This is a genomic window from Pseudomonas sp. 1L-E-NC-VB-C3 (assembly GCF_057291535.1).
Map to the genome: position 1 here is coordinate 76906 of NZ_JBXAWD010000019.1, position 25288 is coordinate 102193.

Annotated in this window: 14 protein-coding genes; 8 read left to right on the top strand and 6 right to left on the bottom strand. The window is 59.7% G+C overall.

What is annotated here, in order from left to right:
* Nucleotides 1–47 precede the first annotated feature (47 nt).
* Nucleotides 48–3215: a hypothetical protein gene (locus AC0Z5Z_RS24545; RefSeq protein ID WP_485611765.1), complete on the bottom strand. Its 3168-nt coding sequence runs from the start codon at nt 3213–3215 to the stop codon at nt 48–50.
* A 453-nt stretch (nt 3216–3668) separates the two neighbouring features.
* Here AC0Z5Z_RS24545 and AC0Z5Z_RS24550 point away from each other — a divergent pair, with 453 nt between their 5' ends.
* A complete protein-coding gene (locus AC0Z5Z_RS24550; RefSeq protein WP_133339801.1) occupies nt 3669–4046 on the top strand; it encodes a DUF6124 family protein in 378 nt (125 codons plus the stop codon).
* Between the two features lie 93 nt (nt 4047–4139).
* Here AC0Z5Z_RS24550 and AC0Z5Z_RS24555 read toward each other — a convergent pair whose 3' ends face one another.
* Both AC0Z5Z_RS24555 and AC0Z5Z_RS24560 read right to left on the bottom strand, forming a co-directional pair.
* Nucleotides 4140–4499 (bottom strand): PilZ domain-containing protein, encoded by a 360-nt coding sequence (locus AC0Z5Z_RS24555; RefSeq protein WP_041479819.1) that lies wholly within the window; start codon nt 4497–4499, stop codon nt 4140–4142.
* Between the two features lie 230 nt (nt 4500–4729).
* Nucleotides 4730–5116, bottom strand: a complete 387-nt coding sequence (locus tag AC0Z5Z_RS24560; RefSeq protein ID WP_095181453.1) for a tetratricopeptide repeat protein — start codon at nt 5114–5116, stop codon at nt 4730–4732.
* Nucleotides 5117–5288: 172 nt separating this feature from the next.
* Here AC0Z5Z_RS24560 and pyk point away from each other — a divergent pair, with 172 nt between their 5' ends.
* Nucleotides 5289–6740 carry a pyruvate kinase gene (gene pyk, locus AC0Z5Z_RS24565; protein WP_024014116.1) on the top strand — a complete coding sequence of 484 codons (1452 nt, stop codon included), beginning with the start codon at nt 5289–5291 and terminating at the stop codon, nt 6738–6740.
* A gap of 170 nt (nt 6741–6910) precedes the next feature.
* On the opposite strand, the gene AC0Z5Z_RS24570 is transcribed toward pyk, so the two are convergent.
* The 3 genes from AC0Z5Z_RS24570 to AC0Z5Z_RS24580 are packed head-to-tail and all read right to left on the bottom strand — an operon-like array spanning nt 6911 to nt 9717.
* Entirely contained in the window at nt 6911–7654 is a 744-nt protein-coding gene (locus tag AC0Z5Z_RS24570; protein WP_485611766.1) for an enoyl-CoA hydratase-related protein, read from the bottom strand.
* 28 nt (nt 7655–7682) lie between these two features.
* Nucleotides 7683–8618, bottom strand: a complete 936-nt coding sequence (locus AC0Z5Z_RS24575) for an iron-sulfur-binding ferredoxin reductase (protein ID WP_485611767.1) — start codon at nt 8616–8618, stop codon at nt 7683–7685.
* Nucleotides 8611–9717 (bottom strand): GGDEF domain-containing protein, encoded by a 1107-nt coding sequence (locus AC0Z5Z_RS24580; RefSeq protein ID WP_041479822.1) that lies wholly within the window; start codon nt 9715–9717, stop codon nt 8611–8613. The genes AC0Z5Z_RS24575 and AC0Z5Z_RS24580 overlap by 8 nt, the downstream gene beginning before the upstream one ends.
* Nucleotides 9718–10287: 570 nt before the next feature.
* Here AC0Z5Z_RS24580 and AC0Z5Z_RS24585 point away from each other — a divergent pair.
* The 6 genes from AC0Z5Z_RS24585 to AC0Z5Z_RS24610 all read left to right on the top strand — a co-directional run bounded on the left by AC0Z5Z_RS24585 (nt 10288) and on the right by AC0Z5Z_RS24610 (nt 25102).
* The gene (locus AC0Z5Z_RS24585) at nt 10288–11811 is read left to right on the top strand and encodes a fumarate hydratase (protein ID WP_016773454.1); all 1524 of its coding nucleotides are present in this window, start codon (nt 10288–10290) and stop codon (nt 11809–11811) included.
* Nucleotides 11812–12009: 198 nt separating this feature from the next.
* Nucleotides 12010–16491 carry a SpvB/TcaC N-terminal domain-containing protein gene (locus tag AC0Z5Z_RS24590; RefSeq protein WP_485611768.1) on the top strand — a complete coding sequence of 1494 codons (4482 nt, stop codon included), beginning with the start codon at nt 12010–12012 and terminating at the stop codon, nt 16489–16491.
* Nucleotides 16488–19214, top strand: a complete 2727-nt coding sequence (locus AC0Z5Z_RS24595; protein WP_485611769.1) for an RHS repeat domain-containing protein — start codon at nt 16488–16490, stop codon at nt 19212–19214. The genes AC0Z5Z_RS24590 and AC0Z5Z_RS24595 overlap by 4 nt, the downstream gene beginning before the upstream one ends.
* A 54-nt stretch (nt 19215–19268) precedes the next feature.
* Entirely contained in the window at nt 19269–21929 is a 2661-nt protein-coding gene (locus AC0Z5Z_RS24600) for an RHS repeat domain-containing protein (protein WP_485611770.1), read from the top strand.
* A gap of 84 nt (nt 21930–22013) precedes the next feature.
* A complete protein-coding gene (locus tag AC0Z5Z_RS24605; RefSeq protein WP_485611771.1) occupies nt 22014–23774 on the top strand; it encodes an ATP-binding protein in 1761 nt (586 codons plus the stop codon).
* On the top strand, nt 23774–25102 hold the full coding sequence (locus AC0Z5Z_RS24610) for a sigma-54-dependent transcriptional regulator (RefSeq protein ID WP_016773449.1): 1329 nt from the start codon (nt 23774–23776) through the stop codon (nt 25100–25102). Before AC0Z5Z_RS24605 ends, AC0Z5Z_RS24610 begins: the two co-directional genes overlap by 1 nt.
* Nucleotides 25103–25288 lie beyond the last annotated feature (186 nt).

A 25288-nucleotide genomic window follows, 5' to 3' on the forward strand; every position in this document is an offset into this window, starting at 1 on the left:
ACTGTCAGTTCTGACAGTTTTGATAGCCGTTCGTCGGAAGCCGGATTTCAGGAGTCGGCGTGGGGCAAGCGCGCAGCTTCGACTTCAAAACGCGCACTGTCGGCCCAATCAGACATCGTTGCGTCATCCGCCGCGTCAGTCAGCGTCTGCCGGAATCGGTACCAGTTGCCCGCCAGAGGCAGTGCCCTTGTCGCAGCCTCGCGCCAGTGCTCATCGACCACGGGTACCTGAGCCAGCCACTGCACATCCGGGTTGTACCAACTCACGATGGCGCCCACGCCCGGACGGCCCTTGCCGCTGAACTGCACTGGATGACTGACCCAACGTCCGGCTGCAGGCCCGTCGAGCACAGGTCGGAAAGTACCCAGAATGACCGAGCGCAGGGTTTCAAATGATTCGAACCCGTCCAGAGATGCGACTGCCTCGAGCCGGTAAAGCCCCCCGCCGAGCAGACTTGCATCGAGCATCACTGACCAGGTGCGATTTTCCTGCACGACGGCGCTTGCCGGCTCGGAACGCGCGGCACCTACCAGCGTCACCGTAACCGTATCGCCCGGCACGCCAAAACCGCACACCACCACCTGCTGCCCGATGGCATCGCCTTCGATCGGGGTTTCAATGAAGGGTGCCGCTGGCACAATGTCAAAGTGCAGCGGCTCGCTGTCTTTCGACTCCTGCAATTTGCCGCTTTCATCCATGAAACTTTGCCGGGCCCAGATCGTTTTGCTGCCCACCGGCAACGTCACTTCGGCTTGCCAATTGCCCGCCCAATCCACAATGACATCACTGAGCAGAGGTTCGGCAAGCCCTTGCAGACAGACTTCGACAACCCCGCCCCTCATGCCCGAACCCTTGAGCAACGCGGTTCGTGGCAACTTGCCGTGTTGTATCGGCTGGAGAAATTCTGGCGGTAGCAGCACCACCGTCAATTCATGCTCGTCACTGTGTAGCGACGGTCGACCGTCCAGTGTCTGCTGGGCGTCAAAGGTGTAGAGCCTGAATTGCTCGAGGCTCAGGTCAATCGACCAGTCGCCATCCTGGCTCAATATTTTCGGATCGCCCAAGGGACGATCAAACTGCTTGTCGCGCAGTTGCAAAGTGGCGCCCACCATACCCATCGTGCCCTCGACCGTTACAGCACGACCGACTTCCGAGCCGTCCGGCGGCTGGGTAATCACTGGCGTGACCATCGCTCTCCTGACTATGAAGGTCGTGGACGTCGGCTGCGAAGTTTGCTGCGCGGCGACTTGGGTTACCGTGACGGTATGTGTGATATCCAGGGCAAATTCTTTGTCGCGCCTGAACTGCCATGTGCCAGCACTGACGATGCCCTTGTGCACAATGCCAGTTTCGTCGCTGTACTCAATGTTCACGGTTGCACCCGGCCAGCACGTGCCGCCGAACCTGGGCGAAAGTCCGTCATCTTCAGGCTCGTTCAAGCCAGGGGCCTGCGGCGGGATGGTGACTTTGAGGACAAACCAGTTTGGCGACTGGTGCCCGTCGAGAAATTGCTTTATGTGTACTTCACGTTCGAACGAGGGTCCCCAAACGCTCGAAGCCTGGGTGGACCACCGCCCGCCGACGACCTCCACTTCAGGCGCTTCAAGATATGGGCTATTGGGCCTGCGTGGCTGAACCAAGGCTCTGTTGAAACCTTTGCCGCTGAAGGTCGGTTGGTAGTCGCTGGTGAATTGCACATCACTGACATCGGGGAGGATATTCTTTACTTCGAAGGTCAGCGGCAGCGAGTCGATCCAGCCGCTGGCGTTGTCTCTGATCTTCTGGACGGCGTTGATTTTATAGGTGCCAAATTTCCAGCCCGTTACGGTGGTGCTCCAAGTGCCGTTGCGCTGTACTTGTGCATTTGGAGGCGCGACCGGCATTGGGTCGGCTGGACTTTCGAGGATAGTGAACTCGATTTCGGTTCTGAGCTTCTCGTCGAAATGTCCGGTGCCGGAAAATGTGATCGTTTCATTGGCTTGCGTATATGTGACCGTCGGCTTGCCCGTGCGTACTCGTATGCCGAAGGGTTGGCTGGTCAGTGATGTCGTTCCCAAATAGGTATGCGTGCCGACAATTGAATGCGGACCAGGTGTCAGCGTGAAAGATGCAGACCATGCGCCTGTGGCGGCATCGGTTGGGGTGCTGATTTGAGCTTGGGTGTTTTCCGAACGCACAGCAACAGCACTGGAGATCCCGGCGACGACAGTGCCTGTGAACGTCGATGTCATGTCCACCGTCTGCGTCAATCCAGGAGACGTTATTCGAGGGGGGTCAATAACATAAAAATTTCGTTGGACTGACGGCACAGATGTTGCACCATCGTATCTTTGACTGGCGACTAGAGAATAATTTTTGCCGAACGCAAACTTATAAGTGCTGGTACCACCCCATGACCCATCAATTTCGATCTTTGCGTAGGCCAATACTTTGATCGATGTGTCTTTGATGTAAACATCCACTCTTGTCAACTCTTGGTGCAGACCGCCTGTACCCGCAAATTGCGGCGTTTGTGTACTTATAACCTGCGGCAACGGCCTGAGCGTTACAGGCTTGAGTACGGTCAGTGACGCTTTCCCCGCGTAGCGCCCCTGCGTATTTCCATACTCCTCACGGATAATGAAATCCTGTAAACCCTGAGGGACATTATCAAGGAGCGTGACAGTCCAATTTCCGTAGCCATTGGTAATGGCCGTTGTGCTCAGTACAGTGCCTGAATTGGGACGCACAAGCGTGATTTTGCTGCCTTTACCGGCGAGGCCTGGAACCGTTGTAGTCACAGTACGATTGCTGGCAATGCGAGCAGCCTTTCTGACCAGCAAAGTCCGCGGTGTCCACCTTGACCATTGATCAATGTAATCCCATCTTCCATCAACTCTGACTTGCAGGTCACTCTCGGGAAGGTCTTCGACTCGAATACTGTGCCAGACGCCCCCCAACCATGCACTTTCAGTGATACGTCGGTAGTAATTATCGGCTCCGTGAAAATCCAGATGAACGTTGTGATAACGGCCATCGTTTACCGGTATACGAAACTTGAAGTCCATCGTGGTATCTACTAACAGTGACTCGGAGCCGGCCTCATACTCCAAATCCGCGACCAGGATTCCCGGCTCTTCGGAAATCGGATCATCGGATTTTTGGGAAGGGCGATGGTCCTCAGGAAACGGGCCATCTTCTGGAGGATTGGAGCCTGGGTTCTCATGGTCGGACATGATCGAGCTTCCTTATACCGTCGGTACCTGGGTGCCTCATTGAAGAACCGTAAGCACGAAATGACACCTGTAAAACCTGACAGTCCCGATCAGCGGTAACTATTCCCACGCCGCAACATGCAGACGTCCTTCAGCCATTAACACGCGGCTACATCGGCTTGCGCCGTTGCCTACACATCACTCAGAATCCGCCGGCTTGTGCGCTTTGAAGCTGCCCCGTAACTTGATCCGTGCCGCTGCCAATCAGTGGTCGGGTTTAGTCGCCCGGGTCGTGCATTGCGCATAAGCGTCATCAAGTCGGGTAATCCCTATCCCCGCACTCGATGGTGGCTGTTCGCAGGGCGCCTCAGGGCGCGCCGGTTTGTGCACTCCCGGTCGACTAACCTGCTTACAGCCGCCACCCTTTCGTTTAGTCGCGAAGAGGTGGATGCCCCAACTATGAGTGTGCAGACAATGATCAAACCAACACCCAATCCCCCCGAAACCGAAGACTCGACCTCCCCCTACGCTTCCCCCGATTCCACCAGACTCCACGAGGCCGCTGAAAAAGCCCTCGATCACTACCTGAAAAAACCCGCCGCTGCGCCGTCGTGCAATTCCGTCGATCGCGGCATGCAGATGTTCATGGTCGCGCCCGACATCAACCCCGAAGCGATGGCCATTCAAACCTACGAAACCTTTTCTTCGGTCAGCATTCTGCTGCTCGACCTGGCGGACAGCCTCGAGGACAAGCCGCGACATCTGGCGATGGCGATCTATCAGTTGAGCGAGATGGGCTTATTGCTGGCGGAAAAGGCGCTGGATCAGGAGCGGGCGATCGCGGTGGCGTGACGTAAAAATCAAAAGATCGCAGCCTTCGGCAGTTCCTACATCTGGAATGCGTTCCCCCTGTAGGAGCTGCCGAAGGCTGCGATCTTTTGCTGTTCAGGCAGAAGCGGGCAACGGCTGAAAACTGAAATACTGCTTCAGCGCCAGCACCAGTTGGCCGAACTCCGGCGGAGCGCGGCGCAGGATGAACCCGGCGTCGTAATGCAGCGGCGTGGCGTCTTCATGGCACCACACGCAACAGGCGCTGAAATCGATGACTTGCTGGCTGCCATCGCGGGCGGGGACCTTGAGGCGTAACTGAAAATCCACCCCGATCATCATCGGCAACTGGCTGATCAGCATCAGCCCGTCCGTAGACACATTGCCGAGAAAGCCGACGGGTTTGTCGGTGACGCTGTTGAACACTCTGAGGTAATACGGCAGTTGATGCCGTTCGATCCGGCGGTCGGTAAACATGATGTGCTGTTCGCCATGCAGGGCTCCGTCACGGAGCCGCACCTGTGCTTCGGAACGAACCTGTGCGGCAGGCCCGCTCTCCCCGCTTCCGGTGTGACGGTCGCGACAATCGCCGTCACCTTGTAACTGCCAGTCGCAGGTGTTGCGCCGTTATCGAGAAAAGGCTCGAAACGGTTTCCTTGACTATAGCGGAGCTTGTACAGACGGCCAGATTTTGTACGAAAAGCGCGTCAGAAGCGCGTCGGCCGAACCACCGCAGCGGCGCTGCGTGTCGGGTAATGGCCCAGGCTCTGCAACGTTTCCAGACGCGCGCGGGCGCGGTAGGCGTATTCGCTGTTGGGGTACGAAGCGATAATGAACTGGTAGGTCTGCACCGCGTCGATGTAGAGCTTCTGCCGTTCCAGGCACTGACCGCGCATCATCGACACTTCCGGCCACACGTACGGGCGGGCGCGGCTGGCGCGTTCGACCTTGGACAGTTCGAGCATGACCTGCTCGCAGTTGCCGCGTTCATAGGCGCTGTAGGCGTTGTTCAAATGGTGGTTCATCGACCAACGGGTGCAGCCCGTCGCGGCGAGGGCGCTGAGGGCAAGGGCGGCAATGGGCAACAATCGCATGGGGGTTCTCCTGTCTTGTGCTCTGTATCGACCCCAGGTCGGAAAACTTCAGACGCGCTGGTCGCAAAGTTGCCGCGTTCAATAAAGAAAACGATAAGTAGTGCATTCGAACAATGACTACACCCTTCGAGCATAGTAGCCTCTGCCTGCGCTTGAACTCAGGAGTCTTTGCATGTCCGTCCGTCGTACCAAAATCGTCGCTACCCTTGGCCCGGCCAGTAACTCGCCGGAAGTTCTCGAACAGCTGATTCTGGCTGGTCTGGACGTCGCCCGTCTGAACTTCTCCCACGGCACCCCCGACGAGCACAAGGCTCGCGCGAAGCTGGTGCGTGACCTCGCTGCCAAGCACGGCCGCTTTGTCGCCCTGCTCGGTGACCTGCAAGGCCCGAAAATCCGTATCGCCAAATTCGCCAACAAAAAGATCGAGCTGAAGATCGGTGACAAGTTCACCTTCTCCACCAGCCATCCGTTGACCGAAGGCAACCAGCAGGTGGTCGGCATCGACTACCCGGATCTGGTCAAGGACTGCGGCGTGGGCGACGAGCTGCTGCTCGACGACGGCCGTGTGGTGATGCGCGTTGAAACCGCCACCGCCACTGAACTGCATTGCGTGGTGACCATCGGTGGCCCGCTGTCCGACCACAAAGGCATCAACCGTCGCGGTGGCGGTCTGACCGCGCCGGCCCTGACTGAAAAAGACAAGGCCGACATCAAGCTCGCCGCCGAAATGGAAGTCGACTACCTCGCCGTATCCTTCCCGCGCGACGCCGCCGACATGGAATACGCCCGTCAACTGCGTGACGAGGCCGGCGGCACTGCCTGGCTGGTGGCGAAGATCGAACGCGCCGAAGCCGTGGCCGACGACGAAACCCTCGACGGCCTGATCAAGGCCTCCGACGCGGTGATGGTTGCCCGTGGCGACCTCGGTGTGGAAATCGGCGATGCCGAACTGGTGGGCATTCAGAAGAAAATCATTCTGCACGCACGTCGCCACAACAAGGCCGTGATCGTCGCGACGCAGATGATGGAGTCGATGATCCAGAACCCGATGCCGACCCGCGCCGAAGTATCCGACGTGGCCAACGCCGTGCTCGACTACACCGACGCCGTGATGCTCTCGGCCGAATCCGCCGCTGGTCTCTACCCGCTGGAAGCCGTGCAGGCGATGGCGCGCATCTGCGTCGGCGCCGAGAAACACCCGACCGGCAAGACCTCCAGCCACCGCATCGGCAAGGAATTCAGCCGCTGCGACGAGAGCATCGCGCTGGCGACCATGTACACCGCCAACCACTTCCCGGGCGTCAAAGCGATCATCGCGTTGACTGAAAGCGGCTTCACCCCGCTGATCATGTCGCGGATCCGCTCCTCGGTGCCGATCTACGCGTTCACCCCGCACCGCGAAGCCCAGGCCCGCGCAGCAATGTTCCGTGGCGTCTACACCATCCCGTTCGACCCGGCCTCGCTGGAACCGCACGAAGTCAGCCAGAAAGCCATCGACGAGCTGACCAAGCGCGGCGTCGTGGAAAAAGGCGACTGGGTCATCCTGACCAAGGGCGACAGCTACCACACCACTGGCGGCACCAATGGCATGAAGATCCTGCATGTCGGTGATCCGCAGGTCTGAGTGACCGGCAGCTGAAACGCAAAAGCCCCGCCATGTGAATGGCGGGGCTTTTTTGCTTATGATTCAACAGATATTTTGTCTGGTAAGGCCCTTTTGCGAGCAAGCTCGCTCCCACACTTGAAATGCAATCTCCTGTGGGAGCGAGCCTGCTCGCGAAGGCGTCTTGACACTCAGCGAAAGAACCCGCTCAACGCCGCCACCGCCTCTGGCGAACGCAGCCGCTGGGTAAACAATGCGCCCTCCTCCTCGATCACTTTGCGCAGCAGCTCGCGATCGGGCGCTCGCATCAGTTGCTTGCTGATGTGCACCGCTTCGGCCGGCAGCTCATCAAACCGCAGCGCCATTTCCCGGGCCTTGCTCAACGCAGCCGCGCCACTGTCCAGCGCGTCTGTGGCAATTCCCCATTGCGCAGCCTGTGCGCCGCTAAAGCCTTCGCCGAGCAATAACAACTCAGCCGCTTTCGCTTGCCCGAGCAAACGCGGCAGGATCAGGCTTGAACCGAATTCGGGGCACAACCCGAGGTTGACGAACGGCATGCGCAGCCGGGCGTCGCGGCTGACATAGACCAGATCGCAATGCAGCAGCAGGGTCGTGCCGATACCCACCGCAGCACCGGCCACGGCGGCGATCACCGGTTTGCGGCATTCGAGCAGATTGAGCATGAAGTGAAACACCGGGCTGTCGAGGTCGCTCGGCGGTTGTTCGATGAAGTCGGCGATGTCATTGCCGGCGGTGAAGCACTCGGCGCTGCCGCTGATCAGTACGGCATTGATTTCGGGGTCGCTGTCGGCCTGTTTCAGTGCTTCGGCGAGGCGGCTGTACATGGCGCGGGTCAGGGCGTTTTTCTTGTCCGGGCGGTTGAGGCTCAGGGTCAGCAAACCGCGTTCGCGTTCCAGCAGGATGGCTTCGGTCATGGCGTGTCTCGCGTCTGAAAATCAGCGCTCAACCACGGCTCACAAACACGTCGGCCAGCAGTTGATTGCGCGGCAATCCGGCCAGATACAGACGCTTGGCGAACGCGTCGACACTGGTCGTCGAGCCGCAGACTAAGGCCAGGGTCTGCCGGGAAACAAGGCGCAGTTGCGCCAAAGCGGCGGCCGAGTCGGCCGCTGCCCACAGCTCGACATTGAGGTTTTCCCGCTGCGCGGCCAGTGCGGCAAGGGGTTTGGCCAGATAGTGTTCGCGTTCGTCATGGGCCAGGTGAATGACGCGAATGGCGCCTTGGTGATCCTCACGCAAGGCCTCACGCAGCACCCCGAACAACGGCCCCAAACCAGTGCCGGCAGCCAGCAGCCACAGCGGCCGGGCGTGCCAGTCCGGATCGTAATGCAAGGCACCGCCGCGCAGTTCGCCAAGGCGGATCGAGTCGCCGATCTGCAGCTTGCGTGCGGCATCGATGAATTCGCCGGGCTGGCGGCAATCCAGGTGAAACTCGAGAAAGCGGTCTTCTTGCGGCAGGCTCGCCAGCGAGTACGGTCGGGCGATGTGGCCGATCCACAGCACCAGATGCTGGCCGGCGCTGTAGCGCAATGGCCGCTGCGGGGTCAGGCGCAGGCGCAGAACGCTGTCGCTGAGCCAGTCCAGCGCTTCGACCACGGCCGGGCGGCCGTCGCTGATCGGGTCGAAAGTGTGTACCTGCAAGTCTTCGACCACCTGACACTGACAAGCCAGGCGCCAACCGTCCTGACGTTGCTCGGCACTCAAGGCATCCGGACGATTGTCGGCGGGCAGGCCCTGGATGCATTGCACCAGACAGGCATGGCAACTGCCGGCGCGGCAGCTGTAGGGCACGGCAACGCCGTTCTGATTGAGACTGTCGAGCAGGTTGCTGCCCGCCTCAACCGTCCACTGCCGATCACCGACGCGCAATTCAGGCATCAATGTTCTCCCACGCGGCGGCACAACGATTGCGCCCGTCACGCTTGGCCCGATACAGCGCCTGATCGGCACGCTGCAACGCCTCATCCAGATCATCGCCAACGGACAGCAGGGTCATGCCCGCCGACAGGCTCAGGTTGCGCACTTGCAGGCCCATCAATTCCACCTCACTGAAGGCGATGCGCAAACGCTCGCAACACGCGGTCAGGCGTTCGGCATCGCAGTCGGGCACCAGCACGACGAATTCCTCGCCACCATAACGCGCCAGCACGTCACCGTCGCGCAGACAGGCTTGCGCCACCCCGGCAAACGCCTGCAATACCTGATCGCCGGCGGCGTGGCCGTGCAGGTCGTTGATGCGCTTGAAGTGGTCCAGATCGATCAGCGCCAGCCCGTGCATCACGTCGCTGTCCAGCGCGTTCAGCTCGCGGGAAGCGATGCGCAGGAAATGCCGGCGATTGAACAGCCCGGTCAGTTCGTCGGTGGCGACCAGATCTTCAAGCTGGCGCATCATCCCGCGCAGGGTGTCCTGATGCGCCTGCAAGGCAAACCGACGCTGGCGCTGACGTTGTCGGGAAACCTGGACAAAACGTGCGTAAAGCACCAGCCACGCCAAGACCATCGCCAGAATGCACACCTGCAAAGCCGCGAGCGCAGGCTCGGCCAAGCGGAAGTGATACGCGTCCCACAGGGTAATCGCGGAAAAACTGAAAAACACCAACAGCGCACAGCGGATGAACACCCGTCGGGTGAGATGGAACAGGCCGAACAGCAGAATCAGCACATAGAACACCAGAAACGCACCGCGCGCCTCGTCGACATGGGCGATCAGCCACGTCTGCCAGCCCAGACCCATCAGCACTTGCGCTTCGGTCAGGCTGGGGTCGGCGAAGCGCTGGTTGCGCCCGCTCCAGAACATCGCGAAAAGGCTCGCCTGACTGATCACCACCAGCGCGCTGCCGATGGCCACGCCACTGAGCGATTGCTGGTAATGCCCGGTGAAAAACGCCAGCCACAGCAGCAGCAGAGCCAATCCGTAGGTGGCCGCAGCGAGGGCGAAGCGTTTGAGCAAAAGGCGTTGAATGGCGTTATGGGTCAATCGTTGACTCACCGTGCGATAGGAGGCTGACCGAGTGTCCTACTCTACAGACCGGATGCCACTTTAGAGGGCCGGTCGCTAAATGACCACCGATTTTCGGGCTCGAAAATTGACGTCAAAAGTGTGGCCCACTGACACCGCCAAAAGCCCCTCACCCTAGCCCTCTCCCAGAGGGAGAGGGGACTGACCGGGTTGTTTATCCGAGTTACACCGACTTCAAACATCGCGCCGAACTCGAGTCTGGAAACGGCACAAAACAGCTTCATTTTCCTGAGCCGGACTTAGTTTTTGAACAAGATGAAGATCGGCTCCCTTTCCCCCTCGCCCCATCTGGGGGAGAGGGCTGGGGTGAGGGGGGCGATCCTGAAGTGCAAACCCGCTGTCCGATATTCGCCCACCCATGCGACCAACGAATGACTGCCGGCGCGTGTACGCCCCACCGAGGCGCGGTATACTGCCGCGCCTTTTTAGCGTCGCGCCAGCAGCCCCGGCGTGCCAGAGGATCAGCTGTGAGCCGAAAGCCTCAAGCTGCCCCATAGAATGTTCCCGTGTTTCAGAGGAGCGCGACTCATGACCGTGATCAAGCAAGATGACCTGATTCAGAGCGTTGCCGACGCCCTGCAGTTCATTTCCTATTACCACCCCGTGGATTTCATCCAGGCGATGCACGAAGCCTACCTGCGCGAAGAATCGCCAGCGGCCCGTGATTCGATGGCGCAGATCCTGATCAACTCGCGCATGTGCGCCACCGGCCATCGCCCGATCTGCCAGGACACCGGTATCGTCACCGTGTTCGTCCGTGTCGGCATGGACGTGCGCTGGGATGGCGCCACCATGGGCCTGGACGACATGATCAACGAAGGCGTGCGTCGCGCCTACAACCTGCCGGAAAACGTCCTGCGTGCCTCGATCCTTGCCGACCCGGCAGGCGCTCGCAAGAACACCAAGGACAACACCCCGGCCGTAATTCACTACTCCATCGTCCCGGGCAACACCGTGGAAGTGGACGTGGCGGCCAAGGGCGGCGGTTCCGAGAACAAGTCGAAAATGGCCATGCTCAACCCGTCCGACTCGATCGTCGACTGGGTATTGAAAACCGTGCCGACCATGGGCGCCGGCTGGTGCCCGCCGGGCATGCTCGGCATCGGCATCGGCGGCACCGCCGAGAAAGCCGCGGTGATGGCCAAGGAAGTGTTGATGGAATCCATCGACATTCACGAGCTCAAGGCCCGTGGCCCGCAGAACCGCATCGAAGAAATGCGTCTGGAACTGTTCGAGAAGGTCAACCAGTTGGGTATCGGCGCCCAGGGCCTCGGTGGCCTGACCACCGTGCTCGACGTGAAGATCATGGACTACCCGACCCACGCCGCATCCTTGCCGGTGTGCATGATCCCCAACTGCGCCGCTACCCGTCACGCACACTTCGTGCTCGACGGTTCCGGCCCGGCCTCGCTGGAAGCGCCACCGCTGGACGCCTACCCGGAAATCGTCTGGGAAGCCGGCCCGTCGGCGCGTCGTGTCAACCTCGACACCCTGACCCCGGAAGACGTGCAGAGCTGGAAGCCGGGCGAAACCGTGCTGCTCAACGGCAAGATGCTCACCGGTCGCGACGCCGCGCACAAGCGCATGGTCGAGATGCTGAACAAGGGTGAAACCCTGCCGGTGGATCTGAAAGGTCGTTTCATCTATTACGTCGGCCCGGTTGATCCGGTCGGTGACGAAGTGGTTGGCCCGGCGGGTCCTACCACCGCAACGCGGATGGACAAGTTCACCCGCCAGATCCTCGAGCAGACCGGCCTGCTGGGCATGATCGGCAAGTCCGAGCGCGGCCCGACCGCGATCGACGCGATCAAGGACAACAAGGCTGTGTACCTGATGGCAGTCGGCGGCGCTGCGTACCTGGTTGCGCAAGCGATCAAGAAGTCCAAGGTGCTGGCATTTGCCGAGCTGGGCATGGAAGCGATCTACGAGTTCGAGGTCAAGGACATGCCGGTCACCGTAGCGGTGGACAGCAAAGGTGAGTCGGTACACATCACTGGCCCGGCGATCTGGCAACAGAAGATCAGCGAAAGCCTGGCGGTAGAAGTGCAGTAAGCCTCAGGCGTATGAAAACGGCCGGCGCATCCGCAAAGATGCCCCGGCCGTTTTTGCTTGTTCAAACCAATCGCGATAACAGAATTTCCCATGCACAGAAAATGATCTTGCGCACCTGTCAGATCTGACAGGTCCATCTCTGGCCCACTCCTGTTAGCGTCTGTCCATACGCCCTATGTAGCGCGAACGGATTCGACCATGGCCGATCAAGACCTCAGCATCACAGCTCCTTCCATCGCCAAGAGCTCATCGATCGCCACCATCGGCAAAAGCTGGAGCGCCGTCGGGCCGACCGCCTCGGCTGGATGCGAATTGCTGATCCCGCTATCGAGCGGTCGTGGCTACGACCCGCAAATACCCTTGGCAATCAACAGCCAGAGCGGTAACGGTCCGTTTGGCCTTGGTTGCCACCTGGGCCTGAGCCAGATCAGTCGCCGCACCAACAAAGGTGTTCCACGTTATACCGAGCACGATGAAATCATCGGGCATGACGGCGAGGTGTGGATGCCGGAGCTCGATGATGCCGGAGACTTGAAGTCACGCACGGAACACAGCTACAGAGACCGCCCCATTCCCGAACACAACGTCGTGTCTTACCGGGCGCGGATCGAAAGCGATTTTTCCCTGCGCGAATGCTGGCATCCGGCTGACGGTGGAACCCCCTTCTGGCTGGTCCACGGTGCCGACGGCACGTTGCATGTCTACGGCAAAACCAGCGCCTCACGCCGTGCCGACCCCGACGACGAATCGCGCATCAGTAGCTGGCTGCTGTGTGAAAGCATGAACGCCCATGGCGAACACATCTGCTACGAGTACAAGCCCGACGATCAGCCTGACGAGCACGATCCGATTCACGACTACCGCGCCCAGCGCTATCTGCGCCGGGTGTGTTATGGCAATGCCACGGCGAGCGACCGTCTCTATAGCTGGGACACCGACCGGCCGACGGATTTGCCTTGGCATTTTCAACTGGTGTTCGATTACGGCGAACGCAGCAGTTCGCTGACGGAGACCCCGAGCTACGAAGAAGTGAACCGCTGGCGGCTGCGACCGGATCCGTTTTCCACCTATGGCCAGGGTTTTGAACTGAGCACCCGCAGGCTGTGCCAGCAAGTGTTGATGTTTCATCACTTCCCCGAAGGGCTGGCGACAGAGGCGAAGCTTGTACGTCGCCTGCTGCTGGAATATCGACCTATCCAGAACTCTGCTCCGTGGGCCTACAGCCAGATCAGCGCGGCGCACTATCAGGCCTTCGATGCGCAAGGCAATGTCGAGCATTCACCGCCGCTAGAGTTCGAATACTCGCCCTTCGAGATCAACAAGACACCTGCACGCCTGTTGGAAAACGAGACTCAACCGGGCATCGAAGACGGCGGGTTCTACCAATGTGTCGATCTGTATGGCGAGGGCGTGCCGGGTTTTCTCTGCCGCTATGACAACGCCTGGTACTACCGCGAGCCGCTGCGCGCGGCGCCTGGTACCGAACTGATCGGTTACGGCCCATGGGCTCTGCTGGACAAGATCCCGGTGGCAGATCGTAACCGCGCCGTGGCGCAACTGCTGGATCTGACCGGCGATGGGCGCCTGGACCTGATCATCGCCCGGTTGGGTTACTGCGGGTTCCATGCGCTGAATGCGCAGCGACAATTCGAATTGTTCAGCGCGTTCGACACGTTTCCCCGGGAACACCAGGATCTGACTTTGACCATGGGGGATTTCAGCGGGGACGGCCTGATGTCAGCGGCCAGCATCAGCCACGATCGTGTGAGGCTCTATGCCAGCCTGCGCGAAAAAGGCTTCGCCGCCGCACAGGAAATCCCCCATGCATACGAAGACGACCGTCTGCCGGTATTCAGCAACTCGCGAACCGAACTGGTGCTTCTGGGCAATCTGCTCGGCAGCGACATGCCCGAGCTGTGTCGCATCCGCCATGACGAAGTCCGCTGTTGGCCGAATCTTGGTCATGGCAAATTCGGTCAAGGTCGCAAGATCAGTGCCCTGCCCTTCACCTACGACGAATTCGACGCCGCACGAGTGCGCCTGGCCGACCTCGATGGCTCCGGCGCGCCCGCGCTGATCTATCTGCGATCCGAAGGATTCGACATTTACCTGAACCGGGGCGGCAACGGTCTGGAGCAGATTCCCGTCAGCGTGCCGTGGCCCGAAGAGGTGCGCTATGACCGCTTGTGCCAGGTCAGTTTCGCCGACCTGCAAGGCCTCGGTTGCGCCAGCCTGATTCTGACGGTGCCGCATATCCAGCCTCGGCATTGGCGCTACGATTTTGTTGCAGCCAAGCCCTATCTGCTGGTCAACAGCAACAACAACATGGGTTACTCCAGCAGCGTGACTTATCGCAGTTCGGCTCAGGAATGGCTGGATGAAAAGGAGCGGCTGCTGGCACTTGCGCGTGCACCGGTATGTCATCTGCCGTTTCCGCAGCCCGTGGTGAAGAAACAGGAGCAACACGACGAGATCACCGACAACCGGTTGACCCAGTCATTCACCTGGCGCGAAGGGTTCTACGACGGCAGGGAACGGGAGTTTCGCGGGTTCGGCTATTTGCAGCAACTTGACTGCGAGATTGGAGCCGATCCTTCAGAGCCTGGCTTCAACGAGCCGGTGCAAACATGCACCTGGTTTCACAACGGGCAGGAAATGAATCGTTCCCGCGAGGATTATTTCAACGCGGACGTGGACGCCTGCCCGTTGGGCGAAACCCTGTTCAGTCGTTATCACCCCAAAGGTGAAATCGATGAGCCTGTCACCCCGGAAGATGCCGACAGTCGCTACCGGATTGCGCAGGCACTGGTCGGCTCGGTCGCCCGAACGGAGACCCTTGCCTACCAGGAAGATTCGCAGGTACCTGGCGCTGCCAAGCTGTACTCGGTAGAGGAAAAGCGTTATCTGGTGCGCGAGGTGCGGCCCCAGGGGCCATATGCCGCAGCCGTTCTGCTGCCCCTTCAGGTTGAAGCAATCAGTTATCAGTACGACGGCTTTATCAATGACCCGCTGTGCCGCCACGATGTCAGCCTGCGCTGGGACGCTTATGGCGCCGCGACCCATGCACTGACGGTGAGCTATGCGCGCAGGTTGACCGCCCAGAGCCCGCCACCCTTCACCGAGGACCACCTGAATCAATGGTGGTCCGACGCTCACGACGAGGCGCAGCAATACTTTTACATCAGTGAGACCCGTGCGCGTCTGATCAATCTGCCAGAGCCGCAGCAATGGCGACTGGGCTTGCCCTATCAGGAACGGGGCGACGCGCTGAAATTGGCCAAAGGTACGCTACCCGGCGAGCTGAACCCGGCACAGATATCTTTCGAATCGTTGAGAAAGCTGCAGGATTCGCAAGAATGGGCCATCGAACGGGTACTGACTTCCCAATCCATACAGCACTATGTGGACGTAGAGGGTATTGAACTGGAAGACGGCGTCGCCGGATTCGAAGCCCTGTCGCATTCTCTGGAGCTTGCCCTGCTGGACAAGACCGCGCTGGACGCTTACAGCATTGTGCCGGATCTGAACATTCGCGAGGCCCTCAAGGCAATTGGTTACTCGCCCATGCCGATGCTGTTCGAAACGCCGCCGAGCGAGGAACAAAACCTTTGGTCATCGCGGTTCAATCTGGCTCGGTACGGCGACTTGCAAGCGTTTTATAAAGTGCTCGATTTCAACGAAACGCCAAGCCATGGCGTGACCAAAGCCGAATACGATCAACACTGGCTGACGGTCATGCGCATGGAGTTGCCCGACGGTTGTGCCGTGCAGGTCGCGGAATTCGATTACCACGCCCTGAAACCCAAGCGAATCACCGACGCCAACGACAACACTGAAGAAGTCATCCATGAGCCTTCCGGTCAGCCGCTGGTCATCAGCTTTCACGGTACCGAGAATGGCAAACCTGCCGGATTCGACAAGCTGACCGATGACTGGACCTTGCCGGCCCCCAGTCCGGAACAGGCCATCCAGTATCCGGAGGACACTGTAAAAAACGCAGCCAGCACCCTGCACAAAAACCTGTTCAGCTGGATGGGCCTGATACCCGCCTCCACGCTTCAAACCCTGTCAATCAAGCAGGACGATCTGTTGCCCGGCGGGCAGATCCGCGCCAGCGCAAGACGCCGGCTTGCGCAAAATCACGTCCTGACGCCTGAAGACCAGCAATTGCTCGAGGCAATTGAACTGGCGTACCGAGAGCCGGTACACACCGTGGTGCTCAGTGCCGACCGCTATCCCTATGACACCGTCAAGGCACAGATCCAGATTGTCAAAACCTGCGTCGATGGCTTTGGTCGGGTACTGCAAACCCAGCAGAAGGTCGACCCCGGGCTGGCTTATGTGGTGGGTGAGGATGGTCAATTGCTGATCGAAGAAGGTGAGCAACCGACGCAGACACGCTGGCGTATCAGCGAACGCGTCGAATACAACAACAAAGGTCTCGCGCAGCGCCAATACCGGCCGTTTTTCGCTAACACGCACCGCTACGTCAATGATCAATCGCTGCGCCAACTCGGGCTCTTCGATCAGCTGTTCTATGACGCAACGGGACGTCCGATCAAGCTGATCAACGCCAAGGGCGACTTTTCCCGCGAGACGTATCATCCCTGGTATCACACCAGCGAAGACTTCAACGACACCGCTGAAGAGGTGGTGTCTACGCGTGGGTCAGGCGCATGAGCGCCTCCACACATTGGCGCACGCCTTTGCTGACCGTCAGCGACGGACGTGGCCTGCCAGTCCGTCAGGTCGCTTATTTGCGTACCGTGGCAGAGGACGCGGTCAGCGCTGTTGTGACGTTTCAGGAACACGATGTGGCCGGACATCCGGTCGCGCAACAGGATCCGCGCCTGCCCATTGCAAACACCACCACTGTTTATTCCATCAATGGCGATGCGGTGTTCACCGACAGTGTCGATAGCGGCTGGCGTTTGCTGCTGCCGGGGCCGGCCGGGGAGCCTCGGCAGCAATGGGACGCGCGCGGCCATGTCTGGCAATCGACCTTTGACGGGCAATTGCGCGTGGTGCAGCTCGAAGTGTCGGGAAACGGCGAAAATCAGCTCGATACCTTCACTTACGCTCCGGGCTCTGCCGGAGCAGACTCCAACCTGCGCGGCCGGTTGATCCAGCAGACAGATCCGTCAGGCTCGCTGGATATCACCAGCTATGCCCTCACCGGACAGGCACTGGTGGAAAAGCGCACATTTGATGATCACCAAGCGTTCACCAGCCATCAGGTGTTCAGTCCGCTTGGCGCCGTGCTTGAACAGACCGACGCCGGCGGCCATCGCAGAACCTCGCGCTATGGGCTTGCCGGGCAACTCAGGCAAATGCACTTGCAAGTGAAGGCGAACATCACGCAAGTCCTGGAGGATGCGCACTACAACGCCAATGGCCAGCTCATCGAGCAACAGGACGGCAACGGTGTGCTCAACGAATGGACCTACGATCCAGCCGACGGACGCTTGCGCACGCGGATCAGTCATAAGCCCGGCCAACCCGCATTGCAGGATCTGCAATATTTCTACGATCGCGTCGGCAATATCATCCGCATCGAAGACCACGCCTTCGAGCCCACCTGGTTCGCCAATCAACGGGTCGACGGCCACCGTGAATTCAGCTACGACTCCCTGTATCGCCTGATCCGTGCGACCGGTCATGACGACGCCCTGCCCCCGGACATTCCCGGCCTGCCGCGACCGCCCGACGAGCGAAACCGCCTCAATTACACCCAGACGTATAGCTACGACGATGGCGGCAATCTGACCGAGTTGCGTCATCAGCGCGACGGCAACAGTCGCACCCGCACGATGCGCATCGACGACAAAAGCAATCGCGGGGTGCGTTGGCAAACAGGTGACGAGCCGCCGGACTTCGACATCTGGTTCGACCCGCACGGCAATCAACGCAAGCTGCGCCACGGTCCGTCATTGCACTGGAACAGCCGTGACGAGCTGGAGCGCGTGGATCTGGTTATCCGTCAGGACAGCGATAACGATGCCGAGTATTACCAGTACAGCGCGGGCCAGCGGGTCCTCAAATGTCATGAATGGTTCACCGACAAGGTCCGCCACTTCCAGCAGGTGCGTTACCTGCCGGGGCTGGAAATTCGCAGCAAGGACAACGGCGAAGAGCTGCACATCATCAGCCTCGGTAACGCGCGTTGCCTGCATTGGGCGCAACGTTCAGCGCCGATAGACGACCAGATGCGCTACACCCTCGAAGACCACCTAGGCTCTTGCGTGATGGAGCTCAATGAAGACGCTGTGGTCACCAGCGCAGAAGGCTATTACCCGTTCGGCGAAACCGCGTGGATGGCGCCGGAATCGGAAATCGAATACCGCTTTATCCGTTATTCCGGCAAGGAAATGGATGTCAGCGGTTTGTACTATTACGGCGCCCGTTATTACGCGCCGTGGTTGCAGCGCTGGGTCAGTGCGGATCCGGCGGGGGATGTGGATGGGTTGAACCTGTATGGTTTTGTCGGTAACAACCCGATTCTGTTCATCGATAACGACGGTAACAAAAAAGACTTGCCGTCTGACGTCAGGCAGGACATCGCGACCTACGCAAAAGTCCTGGATAACCTGGGCAATGAGCTGCAAACGTACAATCGGCAATTGAACGGACTGTTCAGCGCTACGGACATTTCCAAACGCATGGCCATAAACACCGGCTTCAACATTGGCAAGGGAGTTGCCACCACGACAGCAGGGAAAGGCGGCGAAGCACTTGGGACGCTGATATTGCCCGGAGTCGGGACATTTATCGGAGGGATCGTCGCCTCAAAAATCTCCGGCGCGGCAATCGACAAACTCGGCGAAATTACAACTGTTTCCACTCCCGTCCTGCCCGATGCCAAAAAACTGAACCCCGAGAGCATTCACAGCAATGCCACAACAAGCATTTTAACCCCTCTGAGATACGCAAAAAAAATAGCCAGATCTTATGATCCTCGGACTTCCGAGGGAGCAAATAAGCTGATCGGAACAGTAGCCGAGAAAACGCTCAGCAAGTTTGCGCAGGTACCCGCTGCGAGTGACATGATGGCCATTGCTTACGCGGGGAAGGACACAGCCACAGCGCTGGCCGGTTTAAGGGATATCGAAATTGATGACCTCGAGACAGCGTTGGGTTTGATTATCGACATGCTTGAACAGGACCAAAGCGACATCAATGCGGCTTTCAGTGAAATCGGAGTCAACGAATTTTATGACCAAGGCCTGGTGGGCTCATTCGGTTTTGCGCTGGACCTTGCAAAAGGTAGCGTCGGAACCCAGAACTCCAGCTCAATCAGCCGGGATCGGATCAAGAAAGAAATTTCCGTGCGCATGGCTGAAGCAAGGCGCGGTATTGAGTTGATTGGCAGATATCGCCAATACAGCGGTCAAAAGACGGCGTAAACAAGTTCGCCTACCTTCAGGCAGTTTTGCCGTGGTTCTGCGCCTGGATAAATCATGAGCACCTGGCCCTTGAATAGATCAACGCATATCCATACGCCAAGCGTGCAGGTCAAGGATCCTCGGGCTTTGGTTGTCAGGCATATTGCCTATCTGTGTGCAACGACGCATGGAGAAATCAAGCCCCTGATCACCTGCCAGACTCACAACCCTGCCGGGCGCCTGCTAGAAAAACGGGATCCGCGCTTATCTGCACCCAACCTCACTACTCACTACTCGCTCAACGGCATCGTGTTGAAAATCGACAGCGTCGATGCCGGCTGGCGTTTGGTCCTGCCGGGACTGGCCGGTGAGCCTCGGCAACGTTGGGACGAGCGCGGCCATGCCTGGCGATCGACCTTTGACGACCAGCTGCGTGTCGTCAGACTCCAGGTCACCAGAAAGGATGAGGAGGAAGAGGAAGAGGTCGAAACTTTCCTCTACGCCGGTGGCGCCGACACCACCAACCACAACCTGCGCGGACGGTTGATCAAGCAAACCGATGCGTCTGGTGTTCTGGCGATATCCAGCTATTCCCTCGCCGGCCAGCCGATGCAGGAAACCCGAACTTTCCAGGACACACAGGCTTTCACCAGCCATCAGGTGTTCAGCCCGCTGGGCACGGTGCTGGAGCAAACCGATGCCGGCGGCCATCGCAGAGCATCGCGCTATGGGCTTGCCGGGCAACTCAGGCAAATGGAGCTGCAAGTCGAGACGAAAGTCACGCAGGTCTTGCTGGATGCGCAGTACAACGCCAACAATCAGATCATCTCGCAACTGGCCGGTAACGGTGTCCTGAGTCAGTGGACGTATGACCCGGCCGATGGACGCCTGCATACGCGCACCAGTCAGAAAACCGCTCACCCCAGATTGCAGGATCTGCAATATTTCTACGATCGCGTCGGCAATATCATCCGCATCGAAGACCATGCCTTCGAGCCAACCTGGTTCGCCAATCAACGGGTCGACGGCCACCGTGAATTCAGCTACGACTCCCTGTATCGCCTGATCCGCGCGACCGGTCATGACGACGCCCTGCCCCCGGACATTCCCGGCCTGCCGCGACCGCCCGACGAGCGAAACCGCCTCAATTACACCCAGACGTATAGCTACGACGATGGCGGCAATCTGACCGAGTTGCGTCATCAGCGCGACGGCAACAGTCGTACCCGCACGATGTGCATCGACCAGAAAAGCAATCGCGGGGTGCGTTGGCAAACAGGTGACGAGCCGCCGGACTTCGACATCTGGTTCGACCCGCACGGCAATCAACGCAAGCTGCACCACGGTCCGTCATTGCACTGGAACAGCCGTAATGAGCTGGAGCGCGTGGATCTGGTTATCCGTCAGGACAGCGATAACGATGCCGAGTATTACCAGTACAGCGCGGGCCAGCGGGTCCTCAAATGTCATGAATGGTTTACCGACAAGGTCCGCCACTTCCACCAGGTGCGTTACCTGCCAGGGCTGGAAATTCGCAGCAAGGACAACGGCGAAGAGCTGCACATCATCAGCCTCGGTAACGCGCGCTGCCTGCATTGGGCGCAACGTTCAGCACCGATAGACGACCAGATGCGCTACACCCTCGAAGACCACCTCGGCTCTTGCGTGATGGAGCTCAATGAAGACGCTGTGGTCACCAGCGCAGAAGGCTATTACCCGTTCGGCGAAACCGCATGGATGGCGCCGGAATCGGAAATCGAATACCGCTTCATCCGTTATTCCGGCAAGGAAATGGATGTCAGCGGTTTGTACTACTACGGCGCCCGTTATTACGCGCCGTGGTTGCAGCGTTGGGTCAGTGCTGATCCGGCGGGGGATGTGGACGGTTTGAATCTGTATGGTTTTGTCGGTAACAACCCGATCGTCCACGTCGACCAGACCGGTGCCTTCAAAGTGGTGTTTGACCTGGTCAGAAAAGCGGTCGGTATTTTTGATAAAGCGCAAACTGCGGCGGAGCAATTGCACAACCTGACCACCGAGTTCGATGGCCTGATTCCTGAAGGCCAGAACATCGAGGAGGTGCGCAAAAGCATGACGTTCGGCAAATTCATCACCTCCCGGGCCGGCATCAAATCGGTCTTTTACGGTATCGGCAAAGGCATCGCCATCGGCAGTGTCATCGGCACCGTGGTACCCGGAATCGGCAACGCCATCGGTTCCGGCGCAGGGGCAATCGCGGGGGCGATTGTGTTCCCGGTATTGCGTTACCACTTTTTCAAGAAGGGTTTGAAAGCAGCGCAGACATTGCACACCCAAGAGCTCAAGGACGGGCTGAAAACGCTGGGCGACGGTGCTGCAAAAGCCGTCGACGGCGCGGGGGCTCTTCTCGATGGAGGTGCTGCGCTTATCGACAGCATCAAGACTTTCACGGATAACCTCAACAGCTACTCCGAGCACATCCAGAAGATGTTCTACGCCCAACTGGACGCACTGGATGCAGAAAAACAGCGTCAGGTCATGAAGCTGTCCAGGAATGGTGTAGACCCGTTCGAAGCCATCGACAAGGTCATGCAAACCGCCCAGGCGACTATCGAAGCGCCAAGCGAGGCGCAAGGCGTGACTGAACGCCTGCAGCAACTGGAGCGCTCGCTCGCTGCGGAACCTCAGGCAAGACCGGTGCCGAAGCCGAGGTTGAATCTTGTGCATCGACGTCAGGTACAGGAGACAGCTGTCTAGCAGACACGGCCGGCGCGAACAGCGCGCCCGGCCACCTCGGCCCATGCTATCGTGCCCGCCCGTCCTGCCGACCTTTCATCCAGCATGCTGCCGACTTCCCGTACCCTGCGTCTGTCGTTGTATTCCCTGCTGATCATCGCCGGCACGGTCATTGCCGCGACGCTCGCGATGCGCCACGCGGAACGTCAGGCGCTGGAAGAAGACGCCGCCCGCGCCAATCAGCAACTGGGGTTGTACGCCAACTCCTTGCACACCCTGATCGACCGCTATCGCGCCCTGCCCGCCGTACTGGCGCTGGATCCGCAATTGCGTTCGGCCCTGGCCGGCCCGGTCGATGCAGCGCAGCAAGCGGCATTGAATGTGAAGCTGGAAAAGATCAACGGCGCCGCGCAATCCTCGACCCTTGAACTGCTCGATCGCACCGGCCTGGCCGTGGCCGCCAGCAACTGGCGCTTGCCCAGCAGTTACGTTGGCCACAATTACGGCTTCCGCCCCTATTTCAGCCAGACCCGCACCCAAGGCACCGGGCGTTTTTACGCGGTAGGCGTGACCAGCGGCATTCCCGGGTATTTCCTTTCCAGCGCCGTACTTGGCGACAACGACGAGTTTCTCGGCGCGATGGTGGTCAAGCTGGAGTTTCCCGAACTGGAGCGCGAATGGAGCCAGGGCAGCGACACGCTGCTGGTCAGCGATGCACGCGGGATCATCTTTATCGCCAATCAGCCGGGCTGGCGTTATCGCGCCTTGCGAGCATTGAGCGCTGATGATCTGGCCGAGATCAAAACCACGCGTCAGTACGACAAGCAATCGCTGGTTCCGCTGACCCATTTGCCGCTGCGGCGCTTCGATGACAACAGCGATCTGCGCCGGGTCGAAGGTCCGCAGGGCACGGCGGACTATCTGTGGGAATCGCTGCCGCTGACGACCGAGGGCTGGACCCTGCATCTGCTGCGTCGTCCGCAAGTGGCCTTCGAAGATTTGCGCAACGCCGCGCTGGCCGCCGCTGGCGTGTGGCTGGCGCTGGTGTTCCTGTTGTTGTTCCTCAATCAGCGCTGGCGGCTGGCCAAGGTCCGTCAGCGCAATCGTGAAGAGCTTGAGCGTTTGGTCGAGGAGCGCACCCGTGACTTGCGCACCGCGCAGGAAGGTCTGGTGCAGTCGGCCAAACTCGCCGCGCTGGGGCAGATGTCTGCGGCGCTGGCTCACGAAATCAATCAACCGCTGACCGCCCAGCGCATGCAACTGGCAACCCTGCGCCTGCTGCTCGAACATGGCCGCGTCGATGACGCCTACAAGGCGCTGAAACCGGTGGACGACATGCTCACGCGCATGGCCGCCCTTACCGGCCACCTCAAGACCTTCGCCCGCAAAAGCCCGAGCGGCTTGCGCGAACGTCTGGATCTGGCGACGGTGGTCGATCAATCGCTGCAACTGCTCGATGCGCGACTGCGTGACGAACAGGTCAGTCTGGTGCTGCATCTGACCCGCCCGGCGTGGGTACGCGGTGATGCGATTCGTCTGGAACAGGTGCTGATCAACCTGCTGCGCAATGCGCTGGATGCGATGCACGGCAAAGCCTGCAAGCGTCTGGAAATCCGTCTGGAGGCTGATGAACAATTGTGGCGGCTGAGCGTCAGCGACAACGGCGGCGGCATTGCCGAGGAACATCTCGGCCAGGTGTTCGATCCGTTCTTTACCACCAAACCGGTGGGTGACGGTCTGGGCCTGGGGCTGGCAGTATCCTTCGCCATCGTGCATGAATCCGGCGGACGCCTGAGCGTCGAGAATGGCGACCACGGCGCGGTGTTCAGCCTGACCCTGCCAATCGATCTGGAGGCACATATCTGATGCTCAATTCGGTGATGGTGGTCGACGACGAAAGCAGCATTCGCGACGCCGTTGAACAGTGGCTGAGCCTGTCGGGGTTTCAGGTGCAATTGTTCAGCCGTGCCGAAGAATGCCTCGCCGCGCTCCCGGAACATTTTGCCGGGGTGATCCTCAGCGACGTGCGCATGCCCGGCATGGACGGTTTGCAATTGCTCGCCGAAGTGCAAAAGCGCGACAGCGATCTGCCGGTGATTCTGCTCACCGGCCATGGCGATGTGCCGATGGCGGTCGAAGCCATGCGCGATGGCGCCTACGACTTTCTGGAAAAACCGTTCAGCCCGGAAACCCTGCTCGGCAGCCTGCGCCGGGCGCTGGACAAACGCCGCCTGGTCCTGGAAAACCGCGCCCTGCACGAACTGGCCGACAACCGCGCAAAGCTCGATGCGACGCTGCTTGGCGTGTCCCGCGGCTTGCAGACATTGCGTCGGCAAGTGCTGGATCTGGCGACGTTGCCGGTCAACGTGCTGATCCGTGGCGAAACCGGCAGCGGCAAGGAACTGGTCGCGCGTTGCCTGCATGATTTCGGCCCGCGCGCCGGCAAACCTTTCGTGGCGCTGAACTGCGCGGCGATCCCGGAGCAACTGTTCGAGGCCGAGCTGTTCGGCCATGAGAGCGGCGCGTTTACCGGCGCCTCGGGCAAACGCATCGGCAAGCTGGAATATGCCGATGGCGGCACGCTGTTTCTCGATGAGATCGAAAGCATGCCGCTGGCCCAGCAGGTGAAGTTGCTGCGGGTCTTGCAGGAGCAAAAGCTTGAGCGGCTGGGGTCGAACCAGAGCATTCGCGTTGATTTGCGTATCGTCGCGGCGACCAAACCGGACCTGCTCGACGAAGCCCGCGCCGGACGTTTTCGCGAGGACCTGGCTTATCGCCTCAACGTCGCCGAACTGCGCCTGCCGCCGCTGCGCGATCGCCGCGAAGACATTCCGTTGCTGTTCGAGACCTTCGCGCAGAATGCCGCTCAGCGTCTGGGCCGGACCTTTCCGCCGTTGACCGGTGCGCAGCTCAGTCACCTGCTCAGCCATGACTGGCCGGGCAATGTGCGCGAACTGGCCAACGTCGCGGAACGTCAGGTATTGGGGCTGGATGAACCGGTCGCCGGAATCGATCCGGGGCAATCGCTGGCGGCGCAGCAGGAAGCCTTCGAAGCGCAATGTCTGCGCGCGGCGTTGACCCGGCACAAGGGTGATGTGAAAGCCGTGCTCGAAGAACTGCAACTGCCGCGCCGCACGTTCAATGAAAAGATGCAGCGGCATGGGTTGAGTCGGGAGATGTTTCTGGCGGAGTGAGGCAGAGATTTGTGGTGTAGCTGAAATCCATCCCCCTCACCCCAGCCCTCTCCCCCAGGGGGGCGAGGGGGGAGGGAGCCGATCTCCATGCTTTCCCGAATCTGTATTCGACTCGATGTTGCAGGTCGATGTAACCCACCAGAACACCTCGGTCAGTCCCCTCTCCCTCTGGGAGAGGGCTAGGGT

Coding starts and splice junctions, on each gene's coding strand:
- AC0Z5Z_RS24600 (WP_485611770.1), top strand. CDS start 19,269: ATGAGCACCTGGCCCTTGAATAGATCAACGCATATCCATACGCCAAGC.
- AC0Z5Z_RS24610 (WP_016773449.1), top strand. CDS start 23,774: ATGCTCAATTCGGTGATGGTGGTCGACGACGAAAGCAGCATTCGCGAC.
- pyk (WP_024014116.1), top strand. CDS start 5,289: ATGTCCGTCCGTCGTACCAAAATCGTCGCTACCCTTGGCCCGGCCAGT.
- AC0Z5Z_RS24550 (WP_133339801.1), top strand. CDS start 3,669: ATGATCAAACCAACACCCAATCCCCCCGAAACCGAAGACTCGACCTCC.
- AC0Z5Z_RS24595 (WP_485611769.1), top strand. CDS start 16,488: ATGAGCGCCTCCACACATTGGCGCACGCCTTTGCTGACCGTCAGCGAC.
- AC0Z5Z_RS24560 (WP_095181453.1), bottom strand. CDS start 5,116: ATGCGATTGTTGCCCATTGCCGCCCTTGCCCTCAGCGCCCTCGCCGCG.
- AC0Z5Z_RS24575 (WP_485611767.1), bottom strand. CDS start 8,618: ATGCCTGAATTGCGCGTCGGTGATCGGCAGTGGACGGTTGAGGCGGGC.
- AC0Z5Z_RS24545 (WP_485611765.1), bottom strand. CDS start 3,215: ATGTCCGACCATGAGAACCCAGGCTCCAATCCTCCAGAAGATGGCCCG.
- AC0Z5Z_RS24570 (WP_485611766.1), bottom strand. CDS start 7,654: ATGACCGAAGCCATCCTGCTGGAACGCGAACGCGGTTTGCTGACCCTG.
- AC0Z5Z_RS24555 (WP_041479819.1), bottom strand. CDS start 4,499: ATGTTTACCGACCGCCGGATCGAACGGCATCAACTGCCGTATTACCTC.
- AC0Z5Z_RS24585 (WP_016773454.1), top strand. CDS start 10,288: ATGACCGTGATCAAGCAAGATGACCTGATTCAGAGCGTTGCCGACGCC.
- AC0Z5Z_RS24590 (WP_485611768.1), top strand. CDS start 12,010: ATGGCCGATCAAGACCTCAGCATCACAGCTCCTTCCATCGCCAAGAGC.
- AC0Z5Z_RS24605 (WP_485611771.1), top strand. CDS start 22,014: ATGCTGCCGACTTCCCGTACCCTGCGTCTGTCGTTGTATTCCCTGCTG.